At 68.3% G+C, this 16,413-nt stretch carries 18 protein-coding genes; 6 read left to right on the top strand and 12 right to left on the bottom strand.

The features are described 5' to 3' along the window. Positions 1 to 41: 41 nt before the first annotated feature. Positions 42 to 545 (top strand): hypothetical protein, encoded by a 504-nt coding sequence (locus E0504_RS19800; RefSeq protein ID WP_207974516.1) that lies wholly within the window; start codon positions 42 to 44, stop codon positions 543 to 545. A 39-nt stretch (positions 546 to 584) separates the two neighbouring features. Here E0504_RS19800 and E0504_RS19795 read toward each other — a convergent pair whose 3' ends face one another. Genes E0504_RS19795 through E0504_RS19785 form a run of 3 tightly spaced genes read right to left on the bottom strand, consistent with a single transcriptional unit; the run spans position 585 to position 1,911 of the window. Beyond that, a complete protein-coding gene (locus E0504_RS19795) occupies positions 585 to 986 on the bottom strand; it encodes a hypothetical protein (RefSeq protein ID WP_131625446.1) in 402 nt (133 codons plus the stop codon). Between the two features lie 29 nt (positions 987 to 1,015). Beyond that, positions 1,016 to 1,525 (bottom strand): M56 family metallopeptidase, encoded by a 510-nt coding sequence (locus E0504_RS19790; RefSeq protein ID WP_131625445.1) that lies wholly within the window; start codon positions 1,523 to 1,525, stop codon positions 1,016 to 1,018. After that, complete coding sequence (locus tag E0504_RS19785; RefSeq protein ID WP_131625444.1) at positions 1,522 to 1,911, bottom strand: BlaI/MecI/CopY family transcriptional regulator; 390 nt, start codon at positions 1,909 to 1,911, stop codon at positions 1,522 to 1,524. Before E0504_RS19785 ends, E0504_RS19790 begins: the two co-directional genes overlap by 4 nt. A 161-nt stretch (positions 1,912 to 2,072) precedes the next feature. Between E0504_RS19785 and E0504_RS19780 the strand changes: the two genes are divergently transcribed. Further along, entirely contained in the window at positions 2,073 to 3,122 is a 1,050-nt protein-coding gene (locus E0504_RS19780) for a transcriptional regulator (RefSeq protein WP_131625443.1), read from the top strand. A gap of 90 nt (positions 3,123 to 3,212) precedes the next feature. Further along, positions 3,213 to 3,761, top strand: a complete 549-nt coding sequence (locus E0504_RS19775) for a hypothetical protein (RefSeq protein WP_131625442.1) — start codon at positions 3,213 to 3,215, stop codon at positions 3,759 to 3,761. Here the strand turns inward: E0504_RS19775 and E0504_RS19770 are convergent. Genes E0504_RS19770 through sdhC form a run of 4 tightly spaced genes read right to left on the bottom strand, consistent with a single transcriptional unit; the run spans position 3,758 to position 7,228 of the window. Beyond that, entirely contained in the window at positions 3,758 to 4,630 is an 873-nt protein-coding gene (locus E0504_RS19770) for a hypothetical protein (RefSeq protein ID WP_207974515.1), read from the bottom strand. The genes E0504_RS19775 and E0504_RS19770 overlap by 4 nt on opposite strands. A gap of 11 nt (positions 4,631 to 4,641) precedes the next feature. Continuing rightward, entirely contained in the window at positions 4,642 to 6,450 is a 1,809-nt protein-coding gene (gene sdhA, locus E0504_RS19765) for a succinate dehydrogenase flavoprotein subunit (RefSeq protein WP_131625441.1), read from the bottom strand. Further along, on the bottom strand, positions 6,450 to 6,836 hold the full coding sequence (gene sdhD, locus E0504_RS19760) for a succinate dehydrogenase, hydrophobic membrane anchor protein (RefSeq protein ID WP_131625440.1): 387 nt from the start codon (positions 6,834 to 6,836) through the stop codon (positions 6,450 to 6,452). The genes sdhA and sdhD overlap by 1 nt, the downstream gene beginning before the upstream one ends. A gap of 11 nt (positions 6,837 to 6,847) precedes the next feature. Continuing rightward, on the bottom strand, positions 6,848 to 7,228 hold the full coding sequence (gene sdhC, locus E0504_RS19755; protein WP_131625439.1) for a succinate dehydrogenase, cytochrome b556 subunit: 381 nt from the start codon (positions 7,226 to 7,228) through the stop codon (positions 6,848 to 6,850). 98 nt (positions 7,229 to 7,326) lie between these two features. On the opposite strand from sdhC, the gene E0504_RS19750 reads away from it, so the two are divergent. From E0504_RS19750 to E0504_RS19740, 3 genes are read left to right on the top strand one after another with little or no spacing between them, the layout of a single operon-like run. Next, entirely contained in the window at positions 7,327 to 8,034 is a 708-nt protein-coding gene (locus E0504_RS19750) for an SDR family NAD(P)-dependent oxidoreductase (protein ID WP_131625438.1), read from the top strand. Next, the gene (gene bla / locus E0504_RS19745; protein WP_131625437.1) at positions 8,024 to 8,923 is read left to right on the top strand and encodes a subclass B3 metallo-beta-lactamase; all 900 of its coding nucleotides are present in this window, start codon (positions 8,024 to 8,026) and stop codon (positions 8,921 to 8,923) included. Before E0504_RS19750 ends, bla begins: the two co-directional genes overlap by 11 nt. Beyond that, positions 8,916 to 9,848: a 50S ribosomal protein L11 methyltransferase gene (locus tag E0504_RS19740; RefSeq protein ID WP_207974514.1), complete on the top strand. Its 933-nt coding sequence runs from the start codon at positions 8,916 to 8,918 to the stop codon at positions 9,846 to 9,848. The genes bla and E0504_RS19740 overlap by 8 nt, the downstream gene beginning before the upstream one ends. Here the strand turns inward: E0504_RS19740 and E0504_RS19735 are convergent. From E0504_RS19735 to E0504_RS19715, 5 genes are all read right to left on the bottom strand, one after another. Next, complete coding sequence (locus E0504_RS19735) at positions 9,815 to 10,210, bottom strand: hypothetical protein (protein ID WP_207974513.1); 396 nt, start codon at positions 10,208 to 10,210, stop codon at positions 9,815 to 9,817. The genes E0504_RS19740 and E0504_RS19735 overlap by 34 nt on opposite strands. Before the next feature lie 170 nt (positions 10,211 to 10,380). Continuing rightward, the gene (gene ligA, locus E0504_RS19730; RefSeq protein ID WP_207974512.1) at positions 10,381 to 12,432 is read right to left on the bottom strand and encodes an NAD-dependent DNA ligase LigA; all 2,052 of its coding nucleotides are present in this window, start codon (positions 12,430 to 12,432) and stop codon (positions 10,381 to 10,383) included. 8 nt (positions 12,433 to 12,440) lie between these two features. Then, the gene (locus tag E0504_RS19725) at positions 12,441 to 13,337 is read right to left on the bottom strand and encodes a S9 family peptidase (protein WP_131625434.1); all 897 of its coding nucleotides are present in this window, start codon (positions 13,335 to 13,337) and stop codon (positions 12,441 to 12,443) included. Further along, positions 13,334 to 15,010 carry a DNA repair protein RecN gene (gene recN / locus E0504_RS19720; protein WP_131625433.1) on the bottom strand — a complete coding sequence of 559 codons (1,677 nt, stop codon included), beginning with the start codon at positions 15,008 to 15,010 and terminating at the stop codon, positions 13,334 to 13,336. Before recN ends, E0504_RS19725 begins: the two co-directional genes overlap by 4 nt. Before the next feature lie 34 nt (positions 15,011 to 15,044). After that, positions 15,045 to 16,367 (bottom strand): bifunctional diguanylate cyclase/phosphodiesterase, encoded by a 1,323-nt coding sequence (locus E0504_RS19715; RefSeq protein WP_131625712.1) that lies wholly within the window; start codon positions 16,365 to 16,367, stop codon positions 15,045 to 15,047. Between the last annotated feature and the right edge of the window lie 46 nt (positions 16,368 to 16,413).

Below are 16,413 nucleotides of genomic sequence, written 5' to 3'. Positions count from 1 at the left end.
AGACGGCAATCGGACGCTCTCCCGATGTTGAGGACGTGGCCATGACGCCGCTCAACGATCTCAATCTGGCGCGGGAGGAGCTTCCGGCCGTGCTCGTGGCGGCGGCCGTCGATCCGTACGCCAACACCGGCCTGACCGACTGCCGTGCCATCGAGGCGGCGATTGCCAACCTCGACCTGACCCTGGGCCCTGACCTTGATGTCGCACGGGTGCAGGGGGACCGGCTGAGCACAGGGCGCATCGCGAAGAGCGTGGTCGCCTCGTTCATCCCATTCCGCGGCATCCTGCGTGAGTTGAGCGGCGCGGCGGACCAAGAACGCGCCCTGCAATCGGCGATCTATGCGGGAGCCATCCGGCGGGGTTACCTGAAGGGCCTGGGCGAGCAAAAAGGCTGCGCCTATCCCGCCCGCCCCGCCTTCACGCGAACGGTCGCCGCCAAGCCGGTACCCCGTGGCAGTGCCGATCCCGGCCCGACGGCTGTCGCGGTCGCAGAGCAGACGTCGTTCGTGTCCGAACCCGTAGTGCAAGCGGTCGGCAAACGCTGACGCGGGTGGAAGGCCGCGCGCACCACGGTCAGGGACGGCTCAGCGAGTGGCTTGCAGCCGCTCGATCTCATCGTCCAACTGATCGAGAATCGTGTCCCGGGTTTCTTCGCTCATGTCGCGCTGACGGGCGATCTGCGCTCGCGCAGCGCGAAGTCCGCTGACTGCGTGAGCTGTCGCCATCCGGCGGCACATGCTGGCAGCGCGCGTGCCATTTGCTTCCTGGCTATCGCATTTCACCGCGACCGCCGTAGCTCGCGGAGCGACAGCGGCGGCTCGCGCAGCGCCAGCGGCGGCGTGCGGAGCGACAGCGGAGGCGACACGTGCAGCGCGCCGCGATTCGGCAGTAATCCGCTCAACGTCGATTTCCGGGACTACGATCGACTGCTCGATCTCTTTACCCAGATGACTGAGGCGCGCTGCGAGCCCCTCCAGTTCCTTCAAGGAACGCCCGTCCAACCGGGTTTCATGGTCTACGCGCGTGACCCGGATTTCGCGCCGACGCTGATGTGTGGCAGCGCGATCACCTTGCTGAAGACGCCGAACGCGAGCGGCGAACGGGTTGCGGGCGTCTCGATCAAGCGAATGGAGCCCGTCTGTCCAACGGTTCGCGCGTCACGGAACAACTCGCGCCGCAGCCGGATGTACGAGGCGAGCCGCAGCACGATGTAACCAACCGCCCCGGCGAGCCACAGCGCGCCGATCAAGGCACTCCAGTCGAAAGCGGCCGCGCTGGCGACAGGTTCGGAAACCATGGGCACGGCGGCGACCGCCACGCTCGCCGGCATAGTCTCGGCCACCGGGGGCGCCGGTGCGAGCCATGCGGGCAGGACGATCGGCGGCAGCGCCAGGCGCAGCAGGGGGAGGAACCACAGCGCATAAGCCGCCTTGGCGCCGAACTGCCGGGCGACCGGCCGGCGGATCAGCAGGACCGCGGCGATCAGCACGCCGGTCCACACGAGGGTGTCGAGCAGCCAGCTCATCGCCGAAGCTCCTTCAACAGCGCTTCGATCTCAGTGAGATCCTCCTCTGTCAGCGCTTCGTTCTCCGCGAGATGCGCGATCAGGGGCGCTGCGCGGCCTCCGAAGAGGCGCGTGACGAGGCGCTTCGATTCGCTGCCTACGTAATCCGCGCGGGCAATGACCGGGGTGTAGAGGAAGCGGCGGCCATCAGGAGTGGTGTCGATCGCGCCCTTGCCTACCAGGCGGCCGAGCAGCGTCTTGACGGTGGGCATCGACCATCCGCGATCTTCGCAAACCGCGTCGCACACGTCGGCGGCGCTGAGCGGGCTCTTGTCCCACAACGCCTCCATCACGGCGTGTTCGGCCTCGCTGATGCGTTCGGGCCTTGGGTCGGTCTCGTCACTCACGGCTGTCCTCCCGGCGCCTCGACTCACTCAACGATTACGTGTGTAAATATTGCTCGTCGCTGAGCCGTTGGCAAGCAGAAAGTTGTTCGCGCCCTCGCTGTCGACAGCGCGATCGCAAGAGTGGGTGGCAGCGGCGGGTTTTTGCCCTATCCGCACGTGGCATGACCGAGCCTGCGATTTCCTTCGGACCGTTCGTGCTCGATGCGGCCGATCGCCGCCTGCTGCGCGCCGGCGAACCGGTGGAGGTATCCGCCCGCTATTTCGATGCCCTCGCCCTGCTGGTGAGCGAAGGCGGGCGGCTGGTCACCAAGGAACGGTTCCACCAGGAGGTTTGGCGCGGCATCCCCGTGACGGATGAGGCACTGACCCAGTGCATCCGCTCGCTTCGGCGCGCCCTCGATGATGACGCCGCCGCCCCCCGATTCATCGAAACCGTTCCGCGGCATGGTTATCGGTTCATCGCTCCGCTGACCGGAGCGCCGGAACCGGGGCCTGCCGCGCGACAGTCCCCGCCGGTCGTGCATGATATCGCGCAGGACACCGCGGGCGCTGCTTTGGGGGGAGCCAGCGCGGGGATCGTGGGCGGGCTGCTGTACCTCACGCTGGGTCTGATCAGCCCGTCGATGGGCACGGCCTCCACTCTGCTCGTGCTGGTCAGCATGAACCTGTTGCTCGGACTGGCTGGAGGCGGCGCGGTCGGTCTTGGCGTGTCCTTGATGCGGCGGGGCGGCGACGCCGTGTGGCGGGCCGCGCTCGGCGGGACGGCGGGCGGCCTGCTGGTCGGCGCGGTGGCTCACATGATCGGCACCGACCTGTTCGAGCTGCTGTTCGGACGCTCACCCGGCGCGGTGACTGGCGCTGCGGAAGGAGCTGTCATGGGACTGGCCGTAGGCGTGTCCTTCGCAACCGCCATGCGCCTGGGATACGAGCGGCAGGTTCTGGGCGCGGCGACCGGCCTGCTGTCTGGTGCGATAGCGGGCGTGGCATTGGTGGCGACGGGGGGCAAGCTCATGGCCGGCAGCCTGGCCGAACTGGCGCAGCAATTCCCCGACTCCCGCCTTGGAATGGGCCGCGCGGGGGCGATGTTGGCGTCAGCCGGGGAGCCGCAATGGATGATCGCGCTGGCCACTGTGATCGAAGGCGCGCTGTTCGCCGGGGGCGTGGTCGGCGCCTTGCTCGTCGTGCGCCGCTTGCGGATTAGCGGCCGCTAAAGCGCTTTTCAGCGAGCGCTCACCTTCCGCTCATGACGCTCACCCCCGCCGCGGCCGATGGCGGGATCTTCTGAAACGGAGTGAGCCGACATGACCGAATCCACCTTGATGAGCGACCGCACGACCCGCATCCTGCGCATCGGCGGCTGGGTGACGGCGGCCCTGCTGCTGACAGTGCCCGCCATCGCCATGCAGTTTCCCAATTCCGGCGTGCACTGGACGGTCAGCGACTTCGTCTTCGCCGCCGTCATCTTCGGCTTGATCGGCGGCCTATTCGAACTCGCGGCGCGCGCCAGCCGCAACATCGCCTATCGCGCGGCGGTGGTGGTGGCGGTGGCTTGCGGGTTCCTCCAGCTGTGGATCACGGTTGCGGTGGGCATCATCGGCAGCGAGGACGATCCCGCCAACTGGACTTACATCGCGATGGTGATCGCGGCTCTCAGCGCGGCTATCGTCGCGGGAAGCGCGCGCAATCTGGCATGGGCGATGCGCTTCATGGCCGTGCTGCAGCTAGCGTTCCTTGCGCTGCATCTGATCGAGGGACACTTCACCGCGGTGATCGACCTGTTCTTCACCGCGCTGTGGGTGCTGTCGTCCCGCCTGTTCGCCCGCGCTGCGTCGCAAGCCAACGCAGCCTAGCATACCTCGGCGGTATCCTGCGGGATCGGCCCGGCTGGCACCCGTGCGGGCGACATCCAGAACGGATCGCCGGCCAGCCGATGCCGATCCCCGTAAGCCGCGCCGAGTGCCGCGTAGAGCGCCGGGTCGTACTCGGCCAGATCGCTGTGGTTGAGGATGATGCGACCGCCGAACGCCGCCAGCTTGTTCGAATTGAACCATAACTGGGTGCCTTCCGCCCAGTATTCATCGATCGTGGTGGAGGCATATTCGTCCTTCCACCGCCCCGCCGACCGCGCATCGGCGAACGCGGCATCCGCCTGCGCGGACAGCACCGGGTCGATCGCGCGAATGGCGGCGAGGACATTGTGCCCGAATTCGTGAACCAGGATCGTCTCACCGTAATATTGGCTCGACCGTAGCCCGAGGACATCCTCGGCGGCGGCGCTCGTCAGCGGGCCGGCCATCCCCCGCGCACGCGCGTTCCAGTATTCCCGATCGGTCAGAGCGCCGACCCGCGTGTCGTAATGCTTGCGTTCGCACTGGGTCAGCCGCGGGTCGGAGCGGTCGGGGCGGGTCCAGCCCGCCTGCTCCGGCAAGTCGGTCGTCGCCTCGCTTTCCGCCATGATCGCCACGCGATAGCCGTTGGCCACCAGCCACCGCGCCAGGTCGGGCCGGTGGGCGAGCATCTGCCGGATCAGCCCTGCCGCGCGCGCGAGCGCCGCTGCCGGCACCGCGTTCGACCCGATCACGGGAATGCCGCCAGCGTCGATGCGTTGGGCATAGAAGGGGTGCAGCCGGACGGTCGGCCGCGGCCCGGTGTCAACCGACGCGCATCCGGCCAACACGGCCAGCGCGCCGCCGAGCAGCCAGCCGGCGCGAAGCCCCACGAAGGCTTCCGTCAGTACACCCGCTTCTTGGGCTTGATGTACTCCACGTCGTCGGTGAGCGTGTACTCGTGCACGGGGCGGTAATCGATCCTGACCGACCCGCCGGTGCCGCCCCAGCCGGTGAACCAGCTGGCGGTGTGCTTCATCCAGCCCGCATCGTCGCGCTCCGGGAAATCCTCGTGCGCGTGGGCGCCGCGGCTTTCCTTGCGGTTGTAGGCGCTCGCCATCGTGACGTTCGCCTGGGCGATCAGGTTGTCGAGTTCCAGCGTCTCGATCAGGTCGCTGTTCCAGATCAGCGACCGGTCGGTGACCGCGATGTCCTGCATCGAGCGATAAATCGTCTCCAGCTGCTCGACGCCTTCCTTCATCAGTTCGTCGGTGCGGAACACCGCGGCATGGCGGCTCATCGCCTGCTGCATGTTCTTGCGGATCGTCGCGGTAGGGGTGCCCCCGCTGGCGTTGCGGAAGTGGTCGAGCCGGGTCAGCGCCAGTTCCGCGCTGTCCTTGGGCAGTTCCTCGAAAGCGGTGCCGGGAGTGATCAGCTCCTTCAGCCGGTGTCCGGTCGCACGGCCGAAGACCACCAGGTCGATCAGCGAGTTGGAGCCGAGGCGATTGGCGCCGTGCACTGAAACGCACGCCGCTTCGCCAACCGCGAACAGGCCGGGGACGACCGTGTCGGCGTTACCGTCGGCACCGATCGTGACCACTTCGCCGTGATAGTTACAGGGGATGCCGCCCATGTTGTAGTGCACCGTCGGCACCACGGGGAGCGGCTGGCGGGTCAGGTCGACGCCGGCGAAGATCTTGCCGCTTTCGGTAATGCCGGGCAACCGGTCGGCCAGAATCTTCGGGTCGATGTGGTCGAGGTGAAGGTAGATGTGGTCCTTGTTCGGACCCACACCCCGGCCTTCGCGAATTTCGAGCGCCATCGAGCGGCTGACGACATCGCGGCTGGCGAGGTCCTTCGCGCTCGGCGCATACCGTTCCATGAAGCGCTCGCCCTCGGAATTGGTGAGGTACCCGCCCTCGCCCCGCGCGCCTTCGGTGATCAGCACGCCCGCGCCGTAGATGCCGGTTGGGTGGAACTGCACGAATTCCATGTCCTGCATCGGCAGGCCCGCGCGCAGTACCATGCCGCCGCCGTCGCCGGTGCAGGTGTGCGCGCTGGTGGCGGTGTAATAGCAGCGGCCATAGCCGCCGGTCGCCAGCACCACCGCTTTGGCGCGGAAGCGGTGGATCGAGCCATCGTCCATGCACAGCGCGATGACGCCGACGCACTTGCCGCCGTCCATGATCAGGTCGATCGCGAAGTATTCGATGAAAAAGTCCGCGTCGTGCTTCAGGCTCTGCTGATAGAGCGCATGGAGCATCGCGTGCCCTGTGCGGTCAGCCGCGGCGGCGGTGCGCTGGACCGGGGGGCCTTCGCCCATGTTCTGCATGTGACCGCCGAACGGACGCTGGTAGATCGTCCCGTCCTCGTTACGGCTGAACGGCACGCCGGCGTGCTCCAGCTCGTACACCGCCTGCGGTGCCTCGCGCACCATGTACTCGATCGCGTCCTGGTCACCGAGCCAGTCGGACCCCTTGACGGTGTCGTACATGTGCCACGTCCAGTGATCCGGCGTGTTGTTGCCCAGGCTGGCAGCGATGCCGCCCTGCGCCGCCACCGTGTGGCTACGGGTGGGGAAAACCTTGGTGATGCACGCGGTGCGAAGCCCCGCTTCGCCGGCGCCCATCGTGGCGCGCAAGCCCGATCCGCCGGCGCCGACGACGACGACATCGTAGGTGTGGTCAATAATCTTGTAAGCTGCGGTCGCCATCAGGCGGCTCCTGACAGGGCGAGGCGGATGATGCTGAGAACGCCGAGACCGGCGCCCACGACGGCGAGGATGTTCAGCACGATGGAGATCGCCAGGTGGTTGCCGGCGTCGTGGACATAATCGTCCACCAGAATCTGCAGGCCGTGGCGCGCGTGCCAGAACACGTTGGGCACCCACAGCGCCAGCACCAGTGCGGGCAGTGGGCTGGCGACCCAGTCCTTCATCGCCGCAAAATCGTGGCTTGGCAGCAGTGCCAGGCCGAACGCCAGGAACAGGCCGCCGAGAATATTGCCGATCGCGGTGAAGCGCTGGATCAGCCAGTGGTGCGCGCCGGTCCGCGCGGAGCCCAGCCCGCGTACCCGGCCGAGTTCGGTTCCATCACCCATCGATCAGTTCCTCAGCGGGTCAGGACCAGGGCCCAGAAGACCACGGTCAGCAGGAGACCGATCGCCGGCGTCAGCCACGACCAGGTCTTGTTGGTGCCGAGTTCGTAGCCCGAGCCGATGTCGAGCACGAAGTGACGGATGCCGCTCGCCAAGTGGCTGAAGTACGCCCACGACAGGCCGATCAGAACGATTTGCCCGATGATGGAATCGGCCGCGGCCTGGAAGTTGGCATAGCTTTCGCCGCCGCTCGCCAAGGCGGCGAGCCACCACACCAGGATGGGCAGGCCCAGCAGCGCCATGCCGTCGCCGGTGACGCGGTGGAGGATGGATACCGCCATGTGCGGCCCCCATCTCCAGATCTGCAGGTGCGGTGCTATCGGGCGATTGGCCATCGAGAAGTCCGTCGGTTGAAGTGCGCCCTCCCCTTAACGTCTTGGCTTGGTCGCGCAAGCGCTCGACATGCAACCGATGATGCGGAAAAGGGGCCGGTATGACGACCATCCTTCTCACCGGCGCGTCGCGCGGGATCGGCGCGGCGGCCCTCGCCGCTCTCGAAGCACGCGGGTGCCGTGTGATCGGACAGGCAACACGCGCCAGCGAAAGCTTGCTGGCGGCGGATTTCGCCGAGCCCCAGGCGCCGCAGGTCCTGTGGGAAACCGCGCTGGCGCAGGCTGGCGGTGCGATCGACGTATTGGTCAACAATGCCGGGCTTTTTGCCGAGAATCCGCTCGACGGATCCGACATCGCCTGGCTCGACGGATGGGAAGATACGGTGCGGATCAACCTGACCGCAGCGGCCCAGCTCAGCCGGTTCGCCGTGCGGCACTGGCAGGACCGAGGCGCAGCGGGGCGCATCGTCCACGTCGCGAGCCGTGCCGGGCACCGGGGCGATTCCCCGGCGCACTGGCACTACGCCGCGGCCAAGGGCGGGATGCTGGCGCTGCACAAGACGATCGCGCGGCAATACGCGGCGCAGGGGATTCTCAGCTATGCGATCGCGCCCGGCTTCACCGATACCGGCATGGCGGGAGACTACCTCGCCAGCCGTGGCGGCCCGGCGCTGCTGGCGGACATTCCGCTTGGCCGGGTGGCAACGCCGGAGGAGATCGCGACGATGATCGTGTTCTGCGCGCTTGATGCGCCGCCGAGCATGACCGGCGCGACCCTCGACGCCAACGGAGCAAGCTATGTCCGCTAGATCAATCGCCGCCGCATTTGCGCTGCTGGCGGGATGCGCGACGGCTCCGGCGCCGCTGGCCGATGCCGCCACCGGCCAGCGCGCCTGGGCCGCGGCGTGTGCGGACGCTGACGAGTGGGACAAGCCCGGCCCGCCCTTCCGCATCCGCGGCAACACCTATTACGTAGGCACTTGCGGCATCACCGCGCTGCTGGTGACGGGGCCCCGCGGCCACACGCTGATCGACAGCGGGACCGACAAGGGTGCCGAGGTGGTGCTGGCTAACATCCGCGCGCTCGGCTTCGATCCGGGCGACGTGAAGTACCTGCTGATGAGCCACGAACATTTCGACCACGTCGGCGGGATCGCACGGGTGCAGGCTGCCACGGGAGCAACCATCGTAACCTCTGCAGCTGCCGCCAAAGTCCTGCGCAGCGGCGAGGTCGATCCGAACGACCCGCAGTCCCGTTCCAACCACCCGCCCTTCCCGCCCGCAACCGGCCGGATCATCGAACTCGGCGTAGATGAAGCGCGAATGCCGCAGGGTTTGGCCGCCAGACCGATCTTTACCCCGGGCCACACTCTGGGAGCGTTGAGCTGGACCTGGCAGGCGTGCGACGATGGGGACTGCAAGACGATCGTCTATGCCGACAGCCTCAATCCGATCAGCTCTGAAGGCTACCGCTACCGCGACCATCCGGAGCTGGTGAAGGGGTTCCGCGGCGGAATCGACGCGGTGAGCAGCGCACCGTGCGACATCGTGCTGGCGCCGCATCCTGTGGCGGCGGCGATGCGCGCGCGCTTGCTGGGCGACAAGCCCCTGGTCGATCCGGGCGGCTGCCGTGCCTATGCCGCGGCAGCAAGCGAGCGGCTCGACAAGCGGCTCGCACAGGAGGCCGCCGGTGGCTGACTGCTGGTCCGTTCGCGCCGATGTGCCGCGGGAAATCGCCCGTGCGGCGCTGGTGGCGCACGAAGACGCGCTCGACTGGCCGGAAGACTGGGTGCTGACCGGCAGCGAGGTGGCCGATCACTTGCCGGAAGACTGGTTTGTCGAAGCCTATCTGCCGCACGAACCTTCGGCGGAGGACGTCGGCCGTGTAGCGGCTTTGTTTGGAGACACGGCGCCAAAGCTGGTAGTGACCGCGATCCCCGATCAGGACTGGCTCACCGTCAGCCAGGCGGGGCTGGAGCCGATCGTCGCCGGACCGTTCCGCGTCCGCACCCCCGATCATCCGGCGATCCCCGACACGATCGACTTCGCGATCCCGGCCAGCCAAGCCTTCGGCACCGGCCATCACGCCACTACCGCGGGCTGCCTGGCGATGCTAGGGCGCATGAAGCGGACGGGGATGCAGGTGCGCAACCTCGCTGACATCGGCACCGGCACGGGGCTTCTGGCATTCGCCGGGCTGGCCTTGTGGTCCCGCGCCTATGCGACCGCGAGCGACATCGACGCGGTCTGCGCCGGGGTCGTGGAGGCCAATGCCGAGGCCAACAACGCGCGGATGGGTGCTGGCCGCGGCGCGCTGACGATGGTGATCGCCGATGGCATGGCGGACCCGCTGCTGCGCGTGCGCGGGCCGTACGACCTGCTCATCGCCAACATCCTCGCCGGTCCGCTGGCGGAACTGGCCGCCGATTTCGGGCGCGCCGTGGTGCCCGGCGGCAGCGTGCTGCTGGCGGGCTTGCTCGAAACGCAGGAGCGCGCGGTGCGCGCCGCCTACACCCGCGCCGGGTTTCGCCTCGCCGCGCGCGACGTGCGCGGAGACTGGTCCGTGCTGTGGCTGCGAAAACGCAACCGTCAGCCGCTCCACCGGGCGAGCGTCTCACGGTAGTTTTCGCGCGCATCCCGCTCGCGCCGCTGGAGCTTCTCGGCTTCCTTCGCCTGCTGCGCCCGGAGCGTTTCAATCTTCCGGTCAAGCGACTCGCGCTCGGCTTCCAATGCAGCGAGTGCCGCCGCGTGGCGGCTGGTCGCCTCCTCCAGATCCGCCTCCGCCTTGTCCAGCGAAGCACGGCTGGGCGGCTTGCTGCGCTTGCGGGGAGGTGCCGGTTCAGGAGCCGCTTTGGCAGACTTTGCGGAATTCTTGGTCTTGCGCGGGCCGAGCGCCTTCAGTTGTTCGGCCAATCCACCGCGCGATATCATCACGATCTCGCCTGGCTTGGAGAGGGGCGCGGCCATCAAGGCTTCGTCGGTCACCTCTTCCGCGGTGCCTTGCGCGAACAGGTTTCCACTCGCGCCCCAGGCAGCAAGCGCCGCTTTCTAGCTCGGCGCCGCGACATACGCGTCGTTGAACCCCGCCGCCGTGCGGAACACCTTGAGCTTGCGTGCCATGGCTTGCAAAGCGCCCCGCCGGCGCGCGGGTTCCGCTATCCCGCGCTGGCGACGATCTCCGCCCATGCCGCCTCGTCGATCACCTCGATGCCCAGTTCGGCGGCCTTCTTGAGCTTGCTGCCCGCGCCCGGCCCGGCGACGATGAGGTCGGTTTTGGCGCTGACCGTTCCGGCGGCTTTGGCACCCAACCGCTCGGCCTGCGCCTTCGCTTCGTCCCGACTCATCGTTTCCAGCTTGCCGGTAAACACCACCGTCTTGCCGCTGACCGCGCTGGCGGTGGTTTGAACCTCGTAACGCGGGGGCGAAACCTCGCGCAGCAGGTCGTCCCACACCGCGCGGTTGTGTTCTTCGTGGAAGAAATCGCCGAGCGCCTCGACTACCACCGGGCCGACGCCCTCGATCGCGGTTAGCAACGCGGCCGCCTCCGCATCGCCCCGGTGCGCGGCTTCCGCGGCGGCGCGCACCGCCGGCAACTCGTGAAAATGCTTGAGGAGATCGCGCGCGGTCACCGCGCCCACGTGCCGGATGCCGAGGCCGAACAGCAGCCGCGCCGCATCGGGCGTGCGCTTCGCTTCGATCGCGGCGAGGAGGTTGTCGACCGATTTCTCCTGCCACCCCTCTCGTCCGACCAGATCGCCGCGATGGTCCCTCAGGCGGAAGATGTCCGGGGGGCCGCGGTCGAGCCAGCCCAAGTCGATGAATTCAGCGATGGTCTTTTCCCCCAACCCCTCGATGTCGAGCGCGGCGCGGCTGACGAAATGGCGCAGCCGTTCGAACTGCTGGGCGCGGCAGACCAGGCCGCCGGTGCAGCGAACATCGACTTCACCCTCTTCGGCCACCGCTTCGCTGCCGCAGACCGGGCAGTGATCCGGGAACACGTAAACGTCTCGCGGCTCCTCGCCAGTGAGGTTGCCGACCACCTGGGGGATGACGTCGCCGGCGCGCTGGATCACGATCCGGTCGCCTTCCCGCAAGTTCAGGCGAGCGATCTCGTCCCGGTTGTGCAGCGTCACGTTGACCACCGTCACCCCGCCGACCAGCACCGGTCGCAGGCGGCCCACCGGAGTCAGCTTGCCCGTGCGGCCGACCTGGATATCGATTTTCTTCAGTACGGTTTCGGCCCGTTCGGCAGGGAACTTGTGGGCCAGCGCCCAGCGGGGGGCCTTGCCAATCGCACCGAGCCGCGACTGCAGCGCTAGGTCGTCCACCTTGTAGACCACCCCGTCGATGTCATACGGCAGGCCGTCACGCCGCTCGCCGATGCCGCGGTAATGACGCACCATCTCCTCAACCGTCTGGCAGAGGACGAAGTCCGGGCTGACCGGCAGTCCCCACGCGCGCAGCCGCTCCATCATGGCATGCTGGGTGTCGGCGGGCACCTCGGACGCCGCCCCCCAGCCATGCGCCCAGAAACGCAGCTTGCGGCGGGCGGTGACACTAGCGTCCTTCTGCCGCAGCGATCCGGCCGCCGCGTTGCGCGGTGTCGCGAACAGCCGGCCGGCCGCCTCCTGCTGCGCCGCATTCAGGGCCGCAAAGTCCTGTTTCGCCATGTAGACTTCGCCGCGCACCTCGAACAGCGCGGGCACCTCGCCCGTCAATTCCTGCGGAATGTCAGGGATGTGCGCGACATTGGCGGTGACATCCTCCCCCACCTCGCCGTCCCCGCGGGTCGCCGCACGTACCAGGCGGCCCTGCTCGTATCTCAGTGAGCACGACAGGCCGTCGATCTTGTCCTCGGCGGTGAAAGCCAGCGGGGCGTCTGCAGGCAGGTTCAGGAACCGCCGGACGCGGGCGACGAACTCCGCCACCTCCTCGTCGGAAAACGCATTGTCGAGGCTCATCATGCGCACGTCGTGGCGCACTTTGCTCAAGGGAGAGGCGGCGACTTCATGCCCCACGGCGCGAGACGGTGAATCAGCGCGCACAAGATGCGGATAGGCTGTTTCCAGCTCCGCATTGCGCCGCACCAGCGCGTCATATTCGGCGTCGGTGATCTCCGGCGCGTCCTGGACATGATACAGCTGGTTGTGATGTGCGATCGCCTTGGCGAGCCGCATCAGCTCGTTCGCGGCATCGGATTCGCTCATGGCCGTGCTCATTGCGCGCGCAGCACCGCCAGCACTTGCGGTTCGACCGCATCGTAGGCCGCGGCACCGGGCGTGATGATATCGAAGTGGGTCGCCGCGGGCTTCAGTTCCACCGCAACCTTCGCTCCGGCGGAGCGCAGGGCTGCGAGCCCTCGCTCATTCGGTGCCGGCAGCCGTGCCTGGACGAACAGGATCCGGTCCAGCCGCGCCGGATGGTTGAGCGGAGAGATCGCCCGATACCGCTGCGGCACCTCCCTCTCGCTGCCGCCCATGAACGGAGCCACGGCCGAAAACTGGCATAGCGCGTCGAACGGTGGCTGATCCAGCGCGAGGTCGGCTGGGCCGTCAAACACGATAGCACTGGCTCCGGATGTCGCCGGGCGATTGCCAAGCGGCCCGTCCACGCCTTGGGCCGCCGCCAACCACTGCGCCGGCAGAGCGCCGGCCGAATGTCCCACGAAAGTCAGGCGGCTAAGGTCCAGCCGCGGATCTTCCGCCAGTCCGCGCAGCAAGCCTTCGGCGTCAGACCAATCGCCGAAGCTTCCCGGCCAACCCCCTCCGTCGCCCACTTCGCGGTAGTCGACATTCAAGGTGGCGATGCCGAGTTGCTGCCACCGGGTGGCGAGCGGCTCCATGTATCGTCGGTCGGCGATGCCCGTCTTCCAGCACCCGCCGTGAAAGATCATCGCGAGGGGAAACGGCCCCGTGCCTTCCGGCAGGCGCAGGTCGGCGACACCGCGCGGGTGGTCGGCATAGCGCAGCACGCGATCAGGTTTCGACGGCGTGAGATTCGCATCGGTGCCGTACATGCCCAGCGGCGGTGCTGCGGCCGGAGGCGCCGTCATCGTGCAACCCGCCAGCAAAACCGCCGCCGCAGCGCCAAACAGGTTCCGCACCGCACTCACACTCCCTCCAACAGCCGATCGGCCTGCGCGCGCGCTTCGGGAGTGACCTCCGCGCCGGACAGCATCCGGGCGATCTCCTCCTGCCGCGCAGCCGGATCGAGCAGCGTGACCGAGGTGCGCGTCACCGTGCCCTCGCTCGATTTGTGGATCACGAAATGGGTCCGCCCACGCGCGGCGACCTGCGGGCTGTGCGTGACCACCAGCACCTGCCCACCGCTCTTCGCTTCGTGGCCGGCGAGGCGCAACAGCCGTTCGCCAATGGCGCTCGCCACCGCTCCGCCGACGCCGCGATCGATCTCGTCGAAGATCATCGTGGCTGCCCCGCCTTTCTCCGCCAGCGCAACCTTGAGCGCGAGGATGAAGCGGCTGAGTTCGCCCCCGCTCGCGATCTTGTTGAGCGGGGCGAAATCAGCTCCCGGATTGGTGGCGATCAGGAATTCGACCGCGTCGATCCCGTGCGGCCCCCAGCGGTCCTCCGGCAACTCCGTCACCGCTGTCCGGAAGCGCGCCGAATCCAGTTTGAGCGGCGCAAGCTCTCCCGCAACCGCCGCGTCCAGTCGTTCCGCCGCGGCGATCCGCACCTGGTGCAAGGCGACGGCGCGCTCTCGATAAGCCTCGCCAGCCGATTTCGCCGCGGCGGCCAGCGAATCGAGCTCCGCCTCGCCGCCCTCGATCGCATCGAGCTGGTGGCGGAACTCGCGCATGCGGTCGGGCAGCTCGTCGACTTCGCAGCGATGCTTGCGCGCCAGTGCACGAAGATCGAACAACCGCGTTTCGGCGCGCTCCAGCGCCAGCGGATCGTGCACCAGCGCCTCGCCCGCGGCGGTCAGCTTGTCCTCCGCCTCCCCCGCCTCGATCACCGCGCGGTCGAGCGCCGCCAGTGCTTCGGCCAGCAGCGGGTGTTCCGATGCGATCCGGTCCAGGCGGCGAGCAGCGACCCGCAGGTTGGCCAGCGGCGAGTCGGAACCCTCCCACAGCAGGCGCAATTCCTCGAGGTCGCCCGACAGCCGCTCGCCCTTCTGCATCGATGCGCGCGCTTCGGCCAGGCGTGCTTCCTCGCCCGCCTGCGGTTCGATCGCCGCGAGTTCGGCGAGGTGCGCGAGTAGCAGGTCCTGATCGGCCTGCGCCGTCGCCACCCGTTCTCGCGCGGCGGCCAGCCGATCCTCGGCAGCGCGCCACCCTGTCCACAGGGCAGTGAGGCCTTGCTCCCCTCCGGCAAACCGATCGAGCAGCGCCCGATGGCCACGCGGATTGACCAGCCCGCGGTCGTCGTGCTGACCATGCAGCTCGACCAGCGCGGGCGCGATCTCGCGCAGCAGCGCCACGCCCACCGGCTGGTCGTTGACGAACGCGCGGCTGCCCCCGTCCGCCTTCAGCGTGCGCCGCAGGATCAACGGCTCGCCCGGCTCCAGTTCGACGTCAGCCTCATCAAGGGCGGCGGCGATGGCTTCGGGTAGCGCGGCGAACTCGAACGTCGCGGTGACGCTCGCCTTGTCCTCTCCCGCGCGCACCAGACCGTTTTCCGCCCGGTTGCCAAGGACGAGGCCCAGCGCATCGAGCAGGATCGACTTGCCCGCCCCGGTCTCGCCAGTCAGTACGCCCAGCCCGCTGCGGAACTCCAGATCGAGCGCCTCGATCAACACGATGTTGCGGATGGTGAGGCGCGTCAGCATTCGCCGCATTCACTAGCGGATGCCGCGGGGCGCGTCACGCGGGCAGGCGCGCAACCTTGAGAAAAGCCGCGGGCGAGAGCGGGGCCGATCGCAAAAAGCCTTGGTACACCGCACATCCCTCGCTGTGGGCGATGGCGCGCTGGGCCTCGGTCTCGATCCCCTCGGCGACCACTGTCAGGTCGAGCGCCCGGGCGAGCGCCACGATAGCCCGCAGGACTGCCCGGTCGCGCTCGTCCTGCTCGATCCCGTCGATCATCGAGCGGTCGAGCTTCAGTGTGTCGAGCGGCAGCAGCTTGAGGTAGCGAAAATTGCAGAACCCGCCGCCGAAATCATCGAGCGCGATGTGGATTCCGCGAGACTTCAGCGTGGCCAGCGTAGCAGCGCATCGCTCGAGATCGCCCAGCAGCACCTGCTCGGTGATCTCCAATGTCAGCCGTGCCGCGGCGAAGCCACTTGCGTCCAGCAGCGCCGCGAAATCCTGCGCGAAGTTCGGGCTGGCGAGATCAGCCGGCGTGACATTGATCGACAGCCGCAGGTCGCGCGACCACACCCGCGCCGCCGCCAGCGCCTTCTCCGCGATGTGCCGCGACAGATGCGCCACATGCTCGGCGCGTTCGGCGATCGCGAACAGCGCACCCGCCCCGATCTGGCCGATGCGGGGGTGGTTCCACCGGGCGAGCGCCTCGGCCCCCACCAGTCTGTCGTCGGCCATGTCATACTGCGGCTGGAAGACGATCTCGATCTCGCCGTGGTCGATGGCCGTAAGCAGGTCCGCCTCGATCTCGGCAGCGCGGATGCCGGCGGGTGAGCGGGTCCGGTCGGCCCACGCGATCCGCGCGCCCGGCCGGTCGTGCGCTTGCGCCAGCGTGCCGGCGAGACGATCGACCACGTGATCGGCCCGCTCTCCGGGCAGCACCCGCAGCAGCGCGATGCGCGGCCACAGGCGCACCGTGCCGGACCGGTCGAGCGTCGCTATCGGGGCGGCGAGCGCTTCGCCCAAAGCCTCCCCCAGCCACTGCCACCGTTCGCGGCTCATCGCCTCTCGCGCAACCAGCGCGAACTTGCCGCCACCCAGGCGGGCCGCCAGCCATTCGCCGTCCACCAGTTCATCGGCCGCAAAATGAAGGATGCGTCGGGCCACTTCGACCAGGGCGCCGTCTCCCGCGGCTTCGCCGTACGCCAGATTCACCGCATCGAACCGCCCCAGCCCAATCAGCAGGGCATGAACCGGCGCCGCCTTGCCGTCGGTGGCTTCTGCCCGCCAGATGTCGAGCGCGCCGCCCACGGCCTCGCTGTCGGCAAGCCCGGTCAGGGCATCGCGGCGGCTCTGGCCTGAAGCATGCGATAGCGACGTCATCCGGTCCTCCCTAGCCCTTTGCGCCCGCCGCCGCGCGCCCGCCGCC

This window comes from Parafrankia sp. BMG5.11, from assembly GCF_004337455.1.
This window is presented reverse-complemented; position numbering and strand designations above follow the sequence as displayed.

Coding starts and splice junctions, on each gene's coding strand:
- E0504_RS19790 (WP_131625445.1), bottom strand. CDS start 1,525: ATGAGCTGGCTGCTCGACACCCTCGTGTGGACCGGCGTGCTGATCGCC.
- recN (WP_131625433.1), bottom strand. CDS start 15,010: ATGCTGACGCGCCTCACCATCCGCAACATCGTGTTGATCGAGGCGCTC.
- sdhA (WP_131625441.1), bottom strand. CDS start 6,450: ATGGCGACCGCAGCTTACAAGATTATTGACCACACCTACGATGTCGTC.
- sdhC (WP_131625439.1), bottom strand. CDS start 7,228: ATGGCCAATCGCCCGATAGCACCGCACCTGCAGATCTGGAGATGGGGG.
- ligA (WP_207974512.1), bottom strand. CDS start 12,432: ATGAGCGAATCCGATGCCGCGAACGAGCTGATGCGGCTCGCCAAGGCG.
- E0504_RS19780 (WP_131625443.1), top strand. CDS start 2,073: ATGACCGAGCCTGCGATTTCCTTCGGACCGTTCGTGCTCGATGCGGCC.
- bla (WP_131625437.1), top strand. CDS start 8,024: ATGTCCGCTAGATCAATCGCCGCCGCATTTGCGCTGCTGGCGGGATGC.
- E0504_RS19750 (WP_131625438.1), top strand. CDS start 7,327: ATGACGACCATCCTTCTCACCGGCGCGTCGCGCGGGATCGGCGCGGCG.
- E0504_RS19775 (WP_131625442.1), top strand. CDS start 3,213: ATGACCGAATCCACCTTGATGAGCGACCGCACGACCCGCATCCTGCGC.
- sdhD (WP_131625440.1), bottom strand. CDS start 6,836: ATGGGTGATGGAACCGAACTCGGCCGGGTACGCGGGCTGGGCTCCGCG.
- E0504_RS19800 (WP_207974516.1), top strand. CDS start 42: ATGACGCCGCTCAACGATCTCAATCTGGCGCGGGAGGAGCTTCCGGCC.
- E0504_RS19715 (WP_131625712.1), bottom strand. CDS start 16,367: ATGACGTCGCTATCGCATGCTTCAGGCCAGAGCCGCCGCGATGCCCTG.